The organism is Taklimakanibacter albus, assembly GCF_016595235.1.
GTDB lineage: Bacteria > Pseudomonadota > Alphaproteobacteria > Rhizobiales > Aestuariivirgaceae > Taklimakanibacter > Taklimakanibacter albus.
Genome location: NZ_JAENHL010000007.1, coordinates 73,596 through 90,458 on the forward strand (window position 1 = coordinate 73,596; position 16,863 = coordinate 90,458).

The following is a 16,863-nucleotide window of genomic DNA, read 5'->3' on the forward strand; positions in this document are numbered from 1 at the left end:
ACCGTCAGCGGCTCTTGATCACGAAGAGGCCTTGCGGCCGGAAGAGGAGGATGAGGATCACGACCGCAAACAGGACGGTGCGGCCATAGACGTCGTTGAGCCAGGTCGCGACGAAGCTCTGCACCTCTCCCAATATGCCAGCGGACACGAATGTGCCGATGAGATTGCCGACACCGCCGGCGACGACCACCAGAAAGGCGTCGACGACATAGGGCGTTCCCATGTCCGGCGAGACCGTCTTGAAACCGGAAACGAGTACGCCGGCGGCGCCGGCGAGCCCCGATCCATAAGCGAAGGCCAGCGCATTGACGCGCTGATCATTGATGCCGCAGGCGGCCGCCATGTTGCGGGCGACGGAAACGGCGCGCAGCTGGTTGCCGAAGCGCGTCCGGTAGACGAGCCACCAGGTCACGGCCCCGAGCAGCACGGCGATGGTGAAGACGAAGGCCCGATAGGCCGGGATATTGGCCCCAAGAAAGCGGAAGGACTGCTGCAGCTCGATGGGCACCGGCACGTTCTGCAGATCGGAGCCCAGACCCTCGATCTGGATGCCGAACAGCGCCAGGCCGAAATGAATGCGAATGAGCTGCTGGAGAATGAGGGCGATCCCCCAGGTCGCCAGCAACGTGTCAAGCAGCCTTCCATAGAGGCGGCGGACCACCGTGCGCTCGATGACGAGGCCGAAGGCGGCGGTGATGAGGAAGGCGAGAGGCAGGCACCAATAGAGGCTGAAGCCCAGGTGTTTGGTCGCCAGCACCGTGACATAGGCGCCGATCATGACCATTTCACCATGCGCCAGGTTGATCACCTTCATCGTGCCGTAGATGATCGCCAGGCCCAGGGCGACCATGAACAGGATCGATGCGATGCTCAGCCCAATGACGAATGTTTCCATGCCACCTCGCCCGAGAAGGGCCGGAGCGGCTCAGCCGCCCCGGCAAGGAGCCTGACGTTGTCTTACAGTGACGCGCCTTGCGTGGTGCAGATGCGCTTCTCCGCCGTTTCGCCGACGCTCGAATAAGGCAGCGGCAGGAGCGGCTCGGAATACTGATCGACGATATCGAGAAGTCCGTCGGACCGGGACTTGCCGATGCGGGGCGTCAGGTAGCTGTGGAGATTCTCTGGGTCGATGGTGACCTTGCCTTGCGGGGCATCGAAGGAAAGGCCGCCGGCATTGGCGATCACCGCCTCCGGCGCGACATCGCCGGCTTTGGCCGCGGCCATCGCCCACATGTTGATGCCGATATAGACCGCCTCCATGGCCGCATGCGTCACCGCATCGGTGCCGGCGACGGCCTTGAATGCCTCGACGAAGGTCTTGTTCTGCGGCGTGTCGACGGTTTGGAAATATGGCAGGGAAACATAGCTTCCTTGCGCATATTCCCCGCCCATCGCCTTGATCTCGACTTCCGTCGTCGTCGAGGCGCATAGCGGCAGCTTGTCGAAGTCATAGCCCTGGTTGCGCAGCTCGCGGTAGAAGGCGACGATCGAATCACCGACCACATTCGAGAAGATCACGTCGGCGCCGCTGGACCCGATCTTGGAGACGAGCGAGGCCCATTCGGTATGGCCGAGCGGCAGATATTCATCGCCCACCACTTCCATGCCGATCTTCTGGCAGATAGTCTTCGATGTCTTGGCCATGCCGCGCGGGAATGCGTAGTCGGAACCGACGATGAAGAGCTTGTTCTTGCCGAGATTCTTCTTGAGCCACGGCAGCGAATTCTCGAGCTGCTGGTTGGGCACCGCGGAGCCGGCATAGAGCACGTTCTTGGAGCACTCCTCGCCCTCATACCATGTCGGCCACACCAGGAGACCCTTGCGCCGCTCCACCACCGGCAGCACCGCCTTGCGGCTCGCCGTCGTATAGCAGCCGAAGATGACCGGCACCTGGTCCTCGATGACGAGCTTGCGCGCTTTTTCGCTGTAGATGCGCGGTTCCGACGCCGGGTCCTCGATGATCGCCTTGAGCTGCTTGCCGAGCACGCCGCCCTTGGCGTTGATCTCGGCGATTGCCATCTGGGCGCATTGATTCATCGACTTCTCGACGATCGCCGTCGTCCCGGTCAGCGAATACATGATCCCGACCGGTATCTCCTCGGCCGCCCACGCTCTGTCGCCTAAACGCAAAATCTCCGGTGCGGCGAGCCCCGCGGCGGCGAAACCGGTGGCCTTGATGAAGGTACGCCTGCTTTGAAGTAGTTTCATTTCCTCCTCGCTTCCGCGCTTCGTGAGCGCTTATCTTTTTGAGATTTGCTTGGGTGCTGCGGGCACTACGCATCCTTCACGCAACCGATGAACGGCGGCGCAGCGCAGTAACCATCAACGGCATGCCAACGGCGCTGTCGGCATAGTCGGAAACAAAAAAACCCGCCGGCTCCGATCACGGAGCTTGCGGGCTTCCTAGCCTTGCGACGCAGACCGCGCTGTCTTGCGTCTCTTCGAGTTCAGCTTTTACTAAGCTTCAACTAATTTTCATCTTAGGCACGACGATCTTTGAACGTCAAGAGTTCATGTGCGTTGATGATCGCCATTGCGAGATCATCCATCGGCACGCGCTTGGCCATCGCCTGCCGGCGAATGCTTTCATACGCTTCGGGCTCCGAAAGTCCCTGCGTCTCCATGAGAATGGCTTTCGCTTTCATGATGCGATTGTTGCCCGCGAGCTTGCGTTCGAGCTTGCGGATTCTCTTGCTCGCATTCTGCCGCTCGAGCCACAGCGCCCGCGCGATGGTGAGATTAGTCAGAAGGCCGAAGGGCCGGATCGGCCGCTCGATGACGGCGAGCGCGCCGCATTCCAGCACCACTTGCAATGTGCCGGGATCCTCGAATGAAACGACGGCCAGCAAAGCGGGATCGGACGCCTGGTTCGGACGGAACAGCTTGAGGATCTTCTCACGATTTTCCTGCTCGATCGAAACCAGGATGACCGCCGCGGCCGGATTGACTTCCTCCGGCAGCGGCCATGTCGTCTCGCAGCTGCAGCCGACGCGCCGCAAGTGATCGACCAGCGCCAGCCCTTCCGAGTCGGGCGGGTGGATCACTTGAATGCGCAGTCCTTTCAGGTCGCGAAGAATGTTCATCGCCACGGGAAAGTCCTATGTCCGGCGTTTCATGCGCGGCGTTGACTCCATCCAGTCGTCGAAAGCGGAGGTGACGAAATAAGGATCGGGCTTCACCCGGGTCTCCGACTGCCAGACGATGTCGAACCGCCCCTGCGCATTGATGCGCCCGATCCGTGACCACAGCTCGGTGTGGTTGTTGTCGGGATCGACCCTTATGCGTCCCTGGGGCGCATCGAATTCGAGCCCGCGCAAATGCCGCGCCACCACATCCGGCTCATCGTCTCCCGCCATCTCCAAGGCCTTGGCGTAAAGATGGATCTGGCAATAGGCGGCTTCAGCGCTGGCGGTGACGGGTGCCGCATCGCCGAACCGGCGCTTGAAGGCCGAGACGAAACGGCGCGCTTCGGGCGTGTCCAAAGTCTCGAAGAACGAAGCGGCGGTCAGGTGGCCGACCGCGATTTCGGGCGCCATCTCGGCCAGCTCGGCCTCGGTCGTCGACAGGCTAGCGATCGGCATGGTGCGGGCATCGAAGCCCGCCTCCTTGTAGGCTTCATAGAGCAGCACCGCGCCGGTGCCGACGACATTGGAGACGACGACATCGGGCTTCAGCTTGCGGATCTGCCGGATGACCGGCTCGAAATCCCGGCGCGTCGCCTCGACCGGAACATAGATCTCATCCGCGATGCTCCCCTTCCCCGACATCACGAGATCGGTCACGACCCGGTTATATTCGTAAGGGAACACATAATTGGAGCCGACGAGCAGGAAACGCTTGCCGAATGTCTCCATCAGATAACGCGCCAGCTGCACGGCATTCTGATTGGACGAAGACCCGGCATAGAAACAGCGGGGCGAATATTCGAACCCTTCGTAGAAGGTCGGATAGAACAACAGGCCGCGATAGGCCTCGATTTCCGGAAGAACGGCTTTGCGCGCCGTCGACATGTAGCAGCCGACGACACTTCTGATCTTGTCCTCGGTGAGCAGGCGGACGGCGAGCTCGCGATATTTCTGCGGCGAGCATTCCGGGTCGTAGAATGTCGGGCGGATCGGCCGGCCGAGCACGCCGCCGCGCGCATTGATCTCCTCGACCGCCAGCAAGGCGGCATTGGCCTCGGCGATCTCGGCCGCCGCCGTCACGCCGCTGCGTGAAAACAATATGCCGAGCCGCCAGTCACCGTTCGTCACGATCTTAGTCACCTGCCAAGAGACATCACTCAACGATAGCGCCCGTCAGCAGCGTCTGCCGGATCAAGATCTGAACGGACGGGAAATGGAGAAACGCCACTGTTTCTCGGGGTCCCGTCAAACTATCCCGTTGGAATTGAAAACGCAACGTTGCCCGCCGAACGTGCGGTCACCGGCCTGTCATTAACGAAACTTAAGGTCCGCTCCAGCCGTCCTTCGGCGGCGGCATCGGAACAGCCTTGGGAGCCTTTATGAAGTCCGCCATGCTCGCTTTTCTAGCCGCCCTCTTCTACCTCGTCTCGGCCTTGCCGGCTCCCGCCGAACCCATCCATGGCGCGGGCTCCACCTTCGCCTATCCGGTGATCGCCAAATGGTCGGAAAGCTATCTGACCGATCGGGCCGGCGGCACCGACATCACCTTCATGGGCTCCGGCATCGACTATGAGCCGGTCGGCTCGCTGGCCGGCATCCTGCGCCTGACCCAGCCGGAGATGGATTTCGCCGCCAGCGACGCGCCGCTGGCCCCGGAAGACCTCGACAAATTCGGCTTCGTCCAGTTCCCGCTCGTCGTCGGCGGCATCGTTCCGGTGGTCAATCTCGACAATGTCGCGCCGGGCGGTCTTCAGCTGTCAGGCGAGGTGTTGGCCAATATCTATCTGGGGAAGATCCAGAACTGGTCCGACCCTGCCATTCTCGCTCTCAATGACGGACTCAAGCTGCCCGATCTCAAGATCACCGTCATCCACCGCGCCGACGGCTCGGGCTCGACCTTCAACTGGACGAGCTTCCTCTCCGCCGCGAGCCCTGAGTGGAAGACCAAATATGGCGCCGACACGCTGATCACTTGGCCGCTCGGCACCAGCGTCGAGAGAAGCTCAGGTGTCGTCAGCGCCGTCAAGGCGACGAAGGGCGCTATCGGTTATATCGAATACGGCCAGGTGGTCCGCGCCGAGCTCACTTTCGCCACGGTGAAGAACCGCGCCGGCAAGTTCGTGCGGCCGGCGCCTGAAAGCTTCGCCATCGCCGCCGCCAAGGCGCCCTGGTCGCCCGCCAACGGCTTCCATCTGTCGCTCGTCGACAGCGCCGAGGCCGATGCCTGGCCGATCACGGCCGTGACCTACATCCTGATGCGCCGCGATCCCGATTCCACCTCGCGTGCGCGCCAGGCGCTCTGGTTCTTCAATCACGCTTTGACTGAAAGAGCGGCCGATGCCGAGGCGCTCTTCTATGTGCCGCTGCCCGGCTCTCTGGTCGAGCAGGTGAAGGCCTATTGGGCACGCGAGTTGAATTTCGGAAGTTGAATCAACGAGAAAGAAACGGCGAACATGGAAGCGGATATCTTCAAGGACATCATCGTGCCGGTCATCGGCGGCCTGGGCATCTTCATGCTCGGCCTCGAATTCATGGCCAACGGCATCCAGGCCCTTTCCGTCAACCGCATGCGTGAATGGCTGGCGAGGATCGCCGGCACGCCCGCCAAGGGCGTCATCGCCGGCACGTTGATCACCGGCGTCATCCAATCCTCGACCGCCATGACGGTGATGGTCGTCGGTCTCGTCAATGCCGGCGTCATCGCGCTCCGACCCGCCATCAGCGTCATCATGGGCGCCAATATCGGCACCACGCTCGGCAACGGCCTCATCGCTTTGCCGCTCGGCCCCCTGGGGCTCCTGCTCGGTGGCATCTTCGCCCTGGTGTATGTCTTCGCCAAAAGCGAGAAGATCCGCAACATCGCGCTCGCCTGCATGGGTTTCGCCCTCATCTTCTACGGCCTGAACCTGATGACCGGGGGCTTGCGTCCCTTGCGCGGCATGCCGGAAGTGATGTCGATCATTTCAGGCCTGCATGCCGAAAGTTTTGTCGGCCTCGTCGTCTGCATCCTCATCGCCGCCCTCATCACAGCCCTCATCCACTCCTCCTCGGCCACCATCGGTATCGTGATGGGTCTCGGCGCGGCCGGCGTGCTCGACTGGCAGACGGCGGTCGCCTTCTCGCTCGGCGCCGATCGCGGCACCACCATCACCTCGTGGATGGCCTCGCTCAACCTGTCGAAGAACGCCAAACGCGCGGCTTACGCCCATATGTCGTTCAACTTCATCGGCGTGGCAGTGATGATCATATTGTTCTTCCCGGCCATCGAGATCCTGAAATTCGCCATGGGCTGGTTCGGCGGCGATCCGGGCGTGCCGGTCATGGTCGGCGGCAAGGAGACCTTCCCGCTGGTGCCGGTCGCCGTCGGTCTGTTCTCGACCGCCTTCAATGTCTTCAACACCGTGCTGCTCTTCCCCTTTGTCGGCGTCTTCGAGCAGGTCCTCTCGCGCATCGGTCGTACCGCGGCGGAGGACATCGAGGACTATTCGGTGCCGAAATACCTGAAGCGCGAATTGACCAGCGACTTCACCAATTCGGTCAATGCCGTGCAGCAGGAGACTTTGCGCCATCTCAATGCCGGCGCCCTCTTCCTCGACATCGCGCGCGGCGTGAAGACGGCGCCGAGCGATCCCGGCGAGCACTATGTCGCGACCGACATATTGAGCCGCGATATCCGCTCCTTCTCGGCTGCCCTGTTCAAGGACAGCATGCCCTATGACCAACAGGATCTGGTGGGAAGCCTCATCGAGGAAGCGGATTTTTCGGCGAGCCTCGCCGAGACGCTGCATCAGGTGGCGCGCCGGGTGAAGCGCGAGAAGTTCACCGCCGACGCCGAGAAGGTGGTGACCGCCGCCTTGACCCGGCTGGAGTTCCGCCTGCGCGAGATCCTGCCCGATTTCGGCGTGCCCAATCCCGCCGTGCCGACCGGCCATGTGAAGCTCAACTCCGTCGAGGAGCTGCGCGAAAAGGCCCTGCTGCTCGGTCCGCAAGTGTCTTCGGGCGAGCGCGGCGCCATCCTGGCGCTGCTCGGCAGTATCGAGCGCGCCGAGCTGCTGATCCGCCGCATCGACGCGGAGCGTCAGTCGGTGAACCGCGCCGAGGTCATCGCCCGCGCCAAAGCCACAATGACCAAGCCCGACCGTCGTCCCGATATCGACGGCAGCTTCAACCCCGCCCCGGCGGAGTAAACGAAAAAGCCCTTCTCCCGCTTGCGGGAGAAGGGCTCAATTCGATCAGAATAGCCGCGCGCTTACTTATCGCGCACGACCTTCTGCTGCTGGACGCCCAGGCCTTCGATGCCGATGCGCATGACGTCACCGGGTTTCAGGAAGCGCTGTGGCTTCATGCCCATGCCGACGCCCGGCGGCGTGCCGGTCGTGATGATGTCGCCCGGCATCAAGGTGAAGAACTGCGACAGATAAGCGACGATATGGGCGACGCCGAACACCATGGTCGATGTCGAGCCGTCCTGCACTTTCTTGCCGTTGAGCTCGAGCCACAATTTGAGCTTCTGCGGGTCCTTGACCTCGTCCGTCGTCACCAGCCACGGGCCGATCGGGCCGAACGTGTCATAGGACTTGCCCTTGGTCCACTGGCCGGCGCGCTCGATCTGGAATTCGCGCTCGGACAGGTCGTTGATGGTGCAATAACCCGCCACATGGGCGAGCGCGTCCTTCTTCTTGATGTTCTTGGCGCGCGTGCCGATGATGACGCCGAGCTCGACTTCCCAGTCCGACTTCTTCGACTTGGGCGGGATGGTCACATCATCGTCCGGACCGGAAATGCAGCTCACATGTTTGGTGAAGACGACGGGCTCGGGCGGGACGGGCAGGTTCGATTCCGCCGCATGATCGGAATAGTTGAGGCCGATGGCGATGAATTTCTGCGGATTGGCGACGCACGGTCCGATGCGCGGCGTGCCGCGCACCAAAGGCAGCGATTCCGGCTTGATCTTGGCGAGGCGCGTCAGGCTCTTCGGGCTGATCGTCTCGCCGCTGATGTCGGCGATGATGCCGGAGAGATCGCGGATACGGCCTTCCTTGTCGAGGACGCCCGGCTTCTCCTTGCCCTTCGCTCCATAACGCAGCAGTTTCATATAATCCCCTTCCCCAATGATTGGACTGACGGATGCCAGCGTGGTTGAAAACCGCGCGCGAGAATGCCGACATAGAGTGCCGGAGTCAAAAGCTTAGCGCTCATGACTGGCCTGCGCGGAACGGCCAATTGGTAGCCCTCGAAGGACCATTTGAGCAGGCGATCGCCCAGAACCGCGAAAGGCCCCTCGCCGGCGTCGATCATGGCGCCATCGGGAAGTTTCGCCACCTCGATATCTGGCCTGGGGCTGCGCCTCTCCTTGTCGACGATGCGGTCGGCCTCGTCCGCCATGAGCGGCGGCGAGGCCAGCGACAGAAAGCGTTGCGCCTCCTTGCGCCGGCAATAGAAACAGGGCCGGTGCCCGGCCGCCAGCGCCGTCACCTCGTCGAGGAAGAACAGCGACGTATAGCCCTTGCCCATCGGCTCGTGATGAACGCCCTTCCAATAGAGATCGCAGCAGATCCAGTGCCGGCTCGCCCAGCGCCTTTTGCCGAGGGTCTGGTCGTCGCGATGGAACTTGCCGCCGCGATTGCCCATCATCGTCCCGCGCGCCGGGCTCGCGACGATCTCGCCATAAGGAGTGACGCGGTTCTGCAGGGTCATGTCAGCGTTCCCTAGGCGGGACTTCGGCGCAGCCCTTGGCGCCATGCGGGTTGTCCTTGTCGCAGGCCAGCGCCCGACGCAGATATTCCGGAAATATCGTTGGTCGCTCGGCGCATTCGATGAGCGCCACCCCCTTGCCTTTCTTGTCCTTTACCTCGACGCCGGCCTCGCCGTCCATCGCCTCCGCCGGCGCCTCATCGCCTTCCCAGCGGGCGACGGAATAGACTCGATAAGTGTAGCCGGCATTCCGGAAGCGGACATTGACCGTGTAGCTGCGCGCGCCCCGCACATGTGAGAAGAACAGCTTCTTCGCCCCTTCCGCCGCATCGGCCGGATAGACGAGTTCGTTCTTCTCCTCGTTTCCGAAGCGATACTGGATGTCCCGCCAGGACTGGCCCGGTTCCGCCTCGACGGCACAGATCTCGATATATTTGCCGGCGGCGCCGGTTTCACAGACGAAAAGCGGCGCTTCGTTGCGGTCGCTCATGCAGGCTTGCGCCGCCGCAGGCAAAAGCAGAAGGACGAGAGCCGCCGCCACGTATCTCATGCGACGCGCCGGAACAGGCCGGGATAATCCGAGACGAGCCCGAAGTCGTCGAAAACGATCTCGGCCTCGAAGGCGCCATCCGTTGCTTCATAATGGAAGCGCCGTCCGGGCTCGCGGCAGGTGTAACGCTGGCCGTCGACGAAGGGGTCGAGCGTATCGGTGGGCATCCACAACATGGCGAATTCATGCGCCTGCCCCTTGGCGAACGCCATCCGCCTGACGGGCAGGCTGTTGGTGAAGCAGGTAAAGGAGAGATCGATGTCAATGCAGCCGTCGAAGACGGGCAGCCTGTTGCCATTGCCGTCCTCCCAGCGCCCCGGCGCCGGGGAGCGGAACTCGCGCCGGCGTCCGTCGACTGAATCGACCGTGAAGCTCAAAGTGCGCCAGCTTTTGTTGAGATCGATCGCGTAAGAAACGGCAAAGGACGGGCCGATCACATTGCTACGCACGCTGTAGCCGTCGGGCGTCGCGCGGAGGATGAGATGTTCGAGGCCTTCGCCCTCCTCGGGCCGCCAGCGCGCGACGATCTCTTCCACCTTCTTCCACATCATGGCCGCCTGACGATGATCACATGCATGTCCTTGGGCCCATGCGCCGGACGCACGATCGTCTGCTCGATATCGCCGGTGCGCGAGGGGCCCGAGATCATGTTCACGGTGCGCGGCATCTGACCGGGCCCGTAGATGTCGCGCAGGCGCGTCCAGACCTCTTCATAGCTCGCGGTGATGTCCTTGGCCTCGAGCAGCACGATGTGCGCCTCGGGCATGAAATTGAGCGTCGTCGGGTTGTCGACGCCTGAGAGCTGGACGACGGTGCCCGTTTCGGCGACGCCGGCAAAGGCATGAGTGAGCGACGCGGTGTCGGCGTCCTCCGCCCGCCCCTCCTTTACGGTGAGCGTCTGGGCACGGTGCCAGGGGAGATTGGCGAGATATTCGTCGCGGCCACGCCGGATCATCGCCGGCCGGTTCGTATTGCGCAGATAGGTGGCGACCGAAGCCGGCACGTCGTTCAGGTCGCGCAGAATTTCGACCGTGCCGCCGACCGCTTCCATCATGCGGACAAAGACCTCGATGCGGTGCGCCTCATCACCCTGGCCGCGTTCCGGCACCAGATTGCGCTGCGGATGCTGGAGACGCGCTTCGACGGCAGCGACGCGAGCGGTTTCATCACCCTTGTCTGCCGAGCTGCGGATACGCGCGAAAATGCGAGAGCGGGCATTATCCATGACGGCGCTCCTTCCACATCGCCTGGAAGGTCTTGCCCTGCGGCGCCGGCATGTCGCGATAACGTGTCCAGCCCTGGGCGAGAGGCAGGCTGGCGAGCCTGCCCTTCTTGCCGCTCATGACACTGAGAAGGCGCGCCGCAACCCGCGTGCCGAATTGATAGAGCTTCGGCCGTTTGGCGAAGTAGGCCCAGACGCCGAGGCCTGTGCGCACCGCGCCGGGGGTCAGATGTTTTTCGAACTCCTTCTCGCGCCAATGCCGCAGCAGACGCGGCAAGGGAATGCGCATCGGACAGACTTCTTCGCAACGTCCGCAGAAGGTCGAGGCGTTGGGCAAATGCTTCGCCTTCTCGATGCCGATGAGCGCCGGTGTCACCACTGAGCCGATGGGGCCCGGATAGACCCAGCCATAGGCATGGCCGCCCACCGCCTGGTAGACCGGACAGTGATTGAGGCAGGCGCCGCAGCGTATGCAGCGCAGCATGTCCTGGAATTCAGTGCCGAGCACATTCGATCGGCCATTGTCGAGGATGACGACATGATATTCGCCGGGGCCGTCCGGATCTTCCGGCCGCCTGGGTCCGGTCGAGAAGGTCGTATAGTTGGAGAAATCCTGCCCCGTCGCCGAGCGCGCCAGCACACGCAAGATAGTCGTCGCATCCTCGAGCGTCGGCACGATTTTTTCGATCGAGGCAATGACGATATGCGCCTTGGGCAAGGTCTGGGTCAGGTCACCATTGCCCTCATTGGTGACGATGATCGAGGTGCCGGTCTCGGCAATGAGGAAATTGGCACCGGTGATGCCGACATCGGCATCAAGATATTTCTGGCGCAGCACGGTGCGCGCCTCTTCGACCAGCGTCGGGATCTCGGTGAGATCGCGATTGGGGTCGAGATGCGTGTGGGCTTTGCGGAAGTCGGCCTCGATCTGGTCGCGCGTCAGATGCACGGCGGGCGCGATGATGTGGCTCGGCGGCTCATTGCGCAACTGGATCAGATATTCGCCGAGATCGGTCTCGACCGGCGTCACCCCGGCCGCTTCCAACGCCTGGTTGAGGCCGATCTCTTCCGAGATCATCGACTTGCCCTTGGTGGCGAGCTTGGCATCGAGCTTGCGGCAGATGCCAAGAATGGCGGCACGCGCCTCCTCCGCCGTCTCCGCCCAATGGACATGGCCGCCGCTTTCCACGACTTTCGCCTCATAGCGCTCGAGATAGAGATCGAGATGAGCGAGCACATGGTCCTTGATGTCGCGCGCCTGGTCGCGCAGGGCATCGAATTCCGGCAGGCCGGCCCGGGCCTTGGCGCGCTTCTCGATGAAACGCGGTCCGGTTTCGGTCATCGTCCCTTGCAACTGGCTGTCGGCGATGGCGCGCGCCACATTGCTGGTGAATTCAGCGGTCTTGGCCTCCATTATTCGCCCTCCGCGATGGGGGGCGTCGCCGTATCGCCGGCGAGGATTTCGGCGACATGGCGAGCTTTGAGGGTCGAGCCTTCGCGCTTGAGCTTGCCGGCCATGTTCATGAGGCAGCCGAGATCGCCGGCGAGCAGCAGATCGGCGCCGGTGGCCGCGATCTTTTTCGTCTTCTTGGCGACCATGACATTGGAGATGTCGGGATATTTCACGCAGAACGTGCCGCCGAAGCCGCAGCACACTTCGGCATCCTCCATCTCGACGAGATCGAGCCCTTCGACAGTCCGCAGCAGCTTGCGCGGTTCCGCCTTGACACCGAGCTCACGCAGGCCCGAGCAGGAATCGTGATAGGTGGCCGAGCCGTCGAAACGCGCGGCGACCTTTTCCTGCTTCATGACCCGAACTAGGAAGGAGACCAGCTCATAGGTCTTCGCCGCCAGGGCATCGGCGGCCGCACGGTCGGGCGAGCCCGTCGCGAAGAGTTCGGGATAATGGGCCTTGATCATGCCGGCGCAGGAACCGGACGGGGCCACGACATAGTCGTAAGGAGAGAAGGCCTTGATGACGGCGCGGGCGATGTCGGCGGTATCCTTGCGGTCGCCCGAATTGAAGGCCGGCTGGCCGCAGCAGGTCTGGCTTTCCGGAACCTCGACCACGCAGCCCGCCTCTTCCAGAAGCTTGACGGTGGCGAAGCCGACCGACGGCCGGAATAGATCGACGAGGCAAGTCACGAAAAGGCCGACGCGCGGCCGGGTCAGCTCCATCAGGCGCATCCCAATATTATCCGGGCCTGTCTTATGGCGCGAGGCATGCCTGCCCCGCAAGTATTTATGTGATAAAATGGATTGAGCAATCCGCCGCAGTATGGGACTAAGAGCCATGGTTGCAATGCCTTTACCCGACAAGACGGCCCTCGCCCGGCGGCGTGAGATCGCCGCCGCCTTGCGTCAATTCGTACCGGGCGAAGGCGTCATCGAGGCCCCCGTCGAGATGCGGGCCTACGAGACCGACGGCCTCACCGCCTATCGCCAGATGCCGCTGGTCGTGGTGCTGCCCGAGACCACGGCGCAAGTGAGCGCCGTCCTCAAATATTGTCACGAACAGAACATCAAGGTGGTGCCGCGCGGGGCCGGCACCTCTTTGTCGGGCGGCGCCCTGCCGCTCGCCGACGGCGTGCTCCTCGGCCTCGGCAAGTTCAACCGCATTCTCGATATCGATTACGCCAATCGCTGTGTCGTCACCCAGCCGGGTGTGACCAACCTCGCCATCACCCAGGCGGTGCAGCACAAGGGCTTCTATTACGCGCCCGACCCCTCCTCACAGATCGCCTGCACCATCGGCGGCAATGTCGCGGAGAATTCAGGCGGCGTGCATTGCCTCAAATATGGGCTCACCGCCAATAATGTGCTGGGCATCGAGATGGTGCTGATCACCGGCGAGGTGATCCGGCTCGGCGGCAAGCATCTCGACAGCGAGGCCTATGACCTCCTGGGCGTCATGACCGGCTCCGAAGGCCTGCTCGGCGTAGTCACCGAGGTCACGGTGCGCATCCTGCAGAAACCCGAGACGGCGCGCGCCGTGCTGATCGGCTTTCCCTCCAATGAGGACGCCGGCAAATGCGTGGCCGATGTCATTTCCGCCGGCATCATTCCGGGCGGCATGGAGATGATGGACCGCCCCGCCATCCACGCGGCGGAGGAATTCGTCCATGCCGGCTATCCGCTCGAGGCGGAAGCGCTGCTCATCATCGAGCTCGATGGCTGCGCCGCCGAGATCGATCACCTGATCGAGCGGGTCGTCACGATCGCCGAAGCCAACCGCTCGAATTCCTGCCGCGTATCGCAATCGGAAGACGAGCGCCTGGTTTTCTGGGCCGGTCGCAAGGCAGCCTTCCCGGCGGTCGGCCGCATCTCGCCCGATTATCTGTGCATGGACGGCACCATCCCGCGCCGGCGCCTGCCGGAAGTGCTGCAGGGCATGGAAGATCTGTCGCGCCATTATGGCCTGCGGGTTGCCAATGTCTTCCATGCCGGCGACGGCAATCTCCATCCGCTCATCCTGTTCGATGCCAATGATCCGGACGAGCTCGAACGCGCCGAAAAATTCGGCGCGGATATATTGCGGCTTTGTGTGAAGGTGGGCGGCGTGCTCACCGGCGAGCATGGCGTCGGCATCGAGAAGCGCGACCTGATGCCGGAAATGTTCTCCGAGGCCGATCTCAACCAGCAGCAACGGCTCAAATGCGCTTTCGACGCCAAGGGCCTGCTCAATCCGGGCAAGGTCTTCCCGGTGCTGCATCGCTGCGCCGAGCTTGGCCGCATGGTGGTGCGCGGCGGCAAGCTGCCCCATGCCGATCTTCCGAGGTTCTGAGTGACCAGCCTGAAGCCAGCCACTGAAGCCGAACTCGTCGACATGGTGCAGGACGCCCTCGCTCAGAGGACGCCGCTTGATGTCACCGGAACCGGCACCAAGAAGGGCATCGGCCGCCCGATGCAGACGGCCGCCACGCTGGACCTGTCGGGCTTCTCCGAGATCGCGCTCTATGAGCCCGAGGAACTGGTGATCACCGCCGGCGCCGGCGCACGTCTCGACGACGTCCGCAAGCTACTCGACGACAAGGGCCAGGAATTCGCCTTCGAGCCACCTGATCTCTCGCGGCTCCTGGGCGCTCCGCATTCCGGCACGCTGGGCGGCATGCTCGCCTGCAACCTGTGCGGGCCGCGCCGGCTCAAGGCGGGCGCCGCGCGCGATCACATATTGGGTGTCGCCGGCGTGTCGGGCCGCGGCGAGGCCTTCAAGGCCGGCGGCCGCGTCGTGAAGAACGTGACGGGCTATGATTTGCCGAAGCTGATGGCGAGTTCCTATGGCACGCTCGCCGCCCTCACCACCGTCACCTTCAAGGCCCTGCCCAAGGCCGAAAGCGAGGAGACACTGGTTCTCGAGGGCTTGAGCGATGAAGACGCGGTGGCGGCGATGAGTCTCGCCATGCAGTCCTCCTGCGAAGTATCGGGCGCGGCGCATCTGCCTTCCGCTTTGGCCGATGGCACCGCCAAAACCTTCCTGCGCCTCGAAGGCGTGCCGCCTTCCATCGCCTATCGGCGCGACAAGCTCGCCAAGCTGCTGACCGCGTCCGGGTCACATTTGCTGGCGACCGACGCCTCGCGGGCACAGTGGGTGGCCCTGCGCGACGTCCATCCGCTCGCCGCGCCGGATGGACGCTGCGTGTGGCGCCTGTCGGTGGCGCCGATGGAGGGCGCCAAGCTCGTCGCAGCGCTCAAGCCGCATATCGACATGCGCTGGTTCTATGACTGGGCCGGCGGTCTCGTCTGGCTCGCCGTCCCGCCCGAAAATGGCGCTTCGGCCGATGCCATTCGCGCCGCCCTCCCCTCCGGCCACGCGACGCTGATCCGTGCCGATGAGAGCTTGCGTGGCCAGGTCCCGGTCTTTCAACCGCAGGCTCCGGCGCTCGCCGCTCTGGCGCGCCGCGTCAAGGCCTCCTTCGATCCCGTCGGCATCTTCAATCCCGGCCGCATGCAGCAGGAAAGCGCCTAATGCAAACGAGTTTCACGGCTGAGCAATTGCGCGACCCGCATATCGCGACGGCCAACCAGATTCTGCGCAAATGCGTCCATTGCGGCTTCTGCACCGCCACCTGTCCCACCTATGTGCTCTTGGGCGACGAGCTCGACAGCCCGCGCGGCCGCATCTATCTCATCAAGAACATGCTCGAACGCGGCGAAGCGGCGACACCCGAAACGGTGAAACATATCGACCGCTGCCTCTCCTGCCTGTCCTGCATGACGACCTGCCCGTCGGGTGTGCATTACATGCATCTCATCGACGATGCCCGCGCCCATGTCGAAAAGACCTATAAGCGCCCGCTCGTCGAACGCCTGCTGCGTCACGTCCTGGCTTTCCTGATGCCGCGTCCCGGCCTCTTCAAGGCCGCCTTGATCCTGTCGTCGCTCGTCCGGCCTCTGGCGCCCTTGATCGAAAAGCTGGGCGACAAGCGGCTCTCGTCGCTTCTTGCTCTGATCCCTAAGGAAACGCCGCCTCCGGAGATCATCGGCCAGCCCGGCCTTTATCCGGCGGAAGGCGAGAAGCGCATGCGCGTCGCCCTCCTGCGCGGCTGCGTGCAGAGCGTTCTCGATCCCGGCATCAATGCCGCCGCCATCCGGCTTATGAATCGCCAGGGCATCGAGGTCGTGGTCGCCGACGGCTCATCCTGTTGTGGCTCCCTCACGCATCACATGGGCAAGGAAGCGGACGCGCTCGCCCGCGCCCGCCAGATGGTCGATGCCTGGAGCGCCGCCGGCGTCGATCGCGTGATCATCACCGCCTCGGGCTGCGGCACGACGATCAAGGATTACGGCCATATGCTCAGGCTCGATCCGGCCTATCGGGAAAAGGCGGAGCGTGTTTCGGCCATGGCCCGCGACATCACCGAATTCCTGGTTGAGATCGATCTGCCCAAGGTTTCGCCGCCGAAACTCCTGCGCGTCGCCTATCATTCGGCCTGCTCGATGCAGCACGGCCAGAAAATCAAGACCGAACCGCGCCGATTGCTCGAAGGCGCCGGCTTCACGGTGAGCGACGTGCCTGAGGGCCATCTCTGCTGCGGCTCCGCCGGCACCTACAACATCCTCCAGCCCGACATCGCCGTAAAGCTACGCGACCGCAAGGTGGCCAATATCCGCTCGGTCGCGCCCGACATCATCGCCACCGGCAATATCGGTTGCATCACCCAGATCGGTCAGGCTACGGAAATTCCCATCCTCCATACGGTCGAACTCTTGGACTGGGCTCATGGCGGACACGAACCTGAAATCTTAAGACAATCATCTAAAGGGTAGGAATT

General features: G+C 63.1%; 16 protein-coding genes. 5 read left to right on the forward strand and 11 right to left on the reverse strand.

The window, feature by feature from the left end:
* Positions 1-4: 4 nt before the first annotated feature.
* The 4 genes from urtB to JHL16_RS11900 all read right to left on the reverse strand — a co-directional run bounded on the left by urtB (position 5) and on the right by JHL16_RS11900 (position 4,256).
* Positions 5-895, reverse strand: a complete 891-nt coding sequence (gene urtB, locus JHL16_RS11885; RefSeq protein WP_200185065.1) for an urea ABC transporter permease subunit UrtB — start codon at positions 893-895, stop codon at positions 5-7.
* A 62-nt stretch (positions 896-957) separates the two neighbouring features.
* Entirely contained in the window at positions 958-2,208 is a 1,251-nt protein-coding gene (locus tag JHL16_RS11890) for a transporter substrate-binding domain-containing protein (RefSeq protein ID WP_200185066.1), read from the reverse strand.
* A gap of 272 nt (positions 2,209-2,480) precedes the next feature.
* Positions 2,481-3,089 carry an ANTAR domain-containing protein gene (locus tag JHL16_RS11895; RefSeq protein WP_200185067.1) on the reverse strand — a complete coding sequence of 203 codons (609 nt, stop codon included), beginning with the start codon at positions 3,087-3,089 and terminating at the stop codon, positions 2,481-2,483.
* A 9-nt stretch (positions 3,090-3,098) separates the two neighbouring features.
* A complete protein-coding gene (locus tag JHL16_RS11900; RefSeq protein WP_200187118.1) occupies positions 3,099-4,256 on the reverse strand; it encodes a transporter substrate-binding protein in 1,158 nt (385 codons plus the stop codon).
* 248 nt (positions 4,257-4,504) lie between these two features.
* Between JHL16_RS11900 and pstS the strand changes: the two genes are divergently transcribed.
* Positions 4,505-5,554 carry a phosphate ABC transporter substrate-binding protein PstS gene (gene pstS / locus JHL16_RS11905; RefSeq protein WP_200185068.1) on the forward strand — a complete coding sequence of 350 codons (1,050 nt, stop codon included), beginning with the start codon at positions 4,505-4,507 and terminating at the stop codon, positions 5,552-5,554.
* 24 nt (positions 5,555-5,578) lie between these two features.
* Positions 5,579-7,312: a Na/Pi cotransporter family protein gene (locus JHL16_RS11910; protein WP_200185069.1), complete on the forward strand. Its 1,734-nt coding sequence runs from the start codon at positions 5,579-5,581 to the stop codon at positions 7,310-7,312.
* A 62-nt stretch (positions 7,313-7,374) separates the two neighbouring features.
* On the opposite strand, the gene JHL16_RS11915 is transcribed toward JHL16_RS11910, so the two are convergent.
* The 7 genes from JHL16_RS11915 to JHL16_RS11945 are packed head-to-tail and all read right to left on the reverse strand — an operon-like array spanning position 7,375 to position 12,769.
* Entirely contained in the window at positions 7,375-8,220 is an 846-nt protein-coding gene (locus JHL16_RS11915) for a fumarylacetoacetate hydrolase family protein (protein ID WP_200185070.1), read from the reverse strand.
* A complete protein-coding gene (locus JHL16_RS11920; protein ID WP_200185071.1) occupies positions 8,217-8,822 on the reverse strand; it encodes a hypothetical protein in 606 nt (201 codons plus the stop codon). The genes JHL16_RS11915 and JHL16_RS11920 overlap by 4 nt, the downstream gene beginning before the upstream one ends.
* Position 8,823: 1 nt before the next feature.
* Positions 8,824-9,369 carry a hypothetical protein gene (locus tag JHL16_RS11925; protein ID WP_200185072.1) on the reverse strand — a complete coding sequence of 182 codons (546 nt, stop codon included), beginning with the start codon at positions 9,367-9,369 and terminating at the stop codon, positions 8,824-8,826.
* Positions 9,366-9,920, reverse strand: coding sequence for a putative glycolipid-binding domain-containing protein (locus tag JHL16_RS11930; RefSeq protein WP_200185073.1), 555 nt, complete (start codon positions 9,918-9,920; stop codon positions 9,366-9,368). The genes JHL16_RS11925 and JHL16_RS11930 overlap by 4 nt, the downstream gene beginning before the upstream one ends.
* Complete coding sequence (locus tag JHL16_RS11935) at positions 9,917-10,594, reverse strand: LutC/YkgG family protein (protein WP_200185074.1); 678 nt, start codon at positions 10,592-10,594, stop codon at positions 9,917-9,919. The genes JHL16_RS11930 and JHL16_RS11935 overlap by 4 nt, the downstream gene beginning before the upstream one ends.
* Positions 10,587-12,005 carry a LutB/LldF family L-lactate oxidation iron-sulfur protein gene (locus JHL16_RS11940; RefSeq protein WP_200185075.1) on the reverse strand — a complete coding sequence of 473 codons (1,419 nt, stop codon included), beginning with the start codon at positions 12,003-12,005 and terminating at the stop codon, positions 10,587-10,589. The genes JHL16_RS11935 and JHL16_RS11940 overlap by 8 nt, the downstream gene beginning before the upstream one ends.
* Complete coding sequence (locus JHL16_RS11945) at positions 12,005-12,769, reverse strand: (Fe-S)-binding protein (protein ID WP_246770922.1); 765 nt, start codon at positions 12,767-12,769, stop codon at positions 12,005-12,007. Before JHL16_RS11945 ends, JHL16_RS11940 begins: the two co-directional genes overlap by 1 nt.
* Positions 12,770-12,884: 115 nt before the next feature.
* Between JHL16_RS11945 and JHL16_RS11950 the strand changes: the two genes are divergently transcribed.
* The 3 genes from JHL16_RS11950 to glcF are packed head-to-tail and all read left to right on the forward strand — an operon-like array spanning position 12,885 to position 16,858.
* Entirely contained in the window at positions 12,885-14,375 is a 1,491-nt protein-coding gene (locus JHL16_RS11950; protein ID WP_420884536.1) for an FAD-linked oxidase C-terminal domain-containing protein, read from the forward strand.
* Complete coding sequence (locus tag JHL16_RS11955; protein WP_200185078.1) at positions 14,376-15,557, forward strand: FAD-binding protein; 1,182 nt, start codon at positions 14,376-14,378, stop codon at positions 15,555-15,557.
* Complete coding sequence (gene glcF, locus JHL16_RS11960; protein WP_200185079.1) at positions 15,557-16,858, forward strand: glycolate oxidase subunit GlcF; 1,302 nt, start codon at positions 15,557-15,559, stop codon at positions 16,856-16,858. The genes JHL16_RS11955 and glcF overlap by 1 nt, the downstream gene beginning before the upstream one ends.
* Positions 16,859-16,863 lie beyond the last annotated feature (5 nt).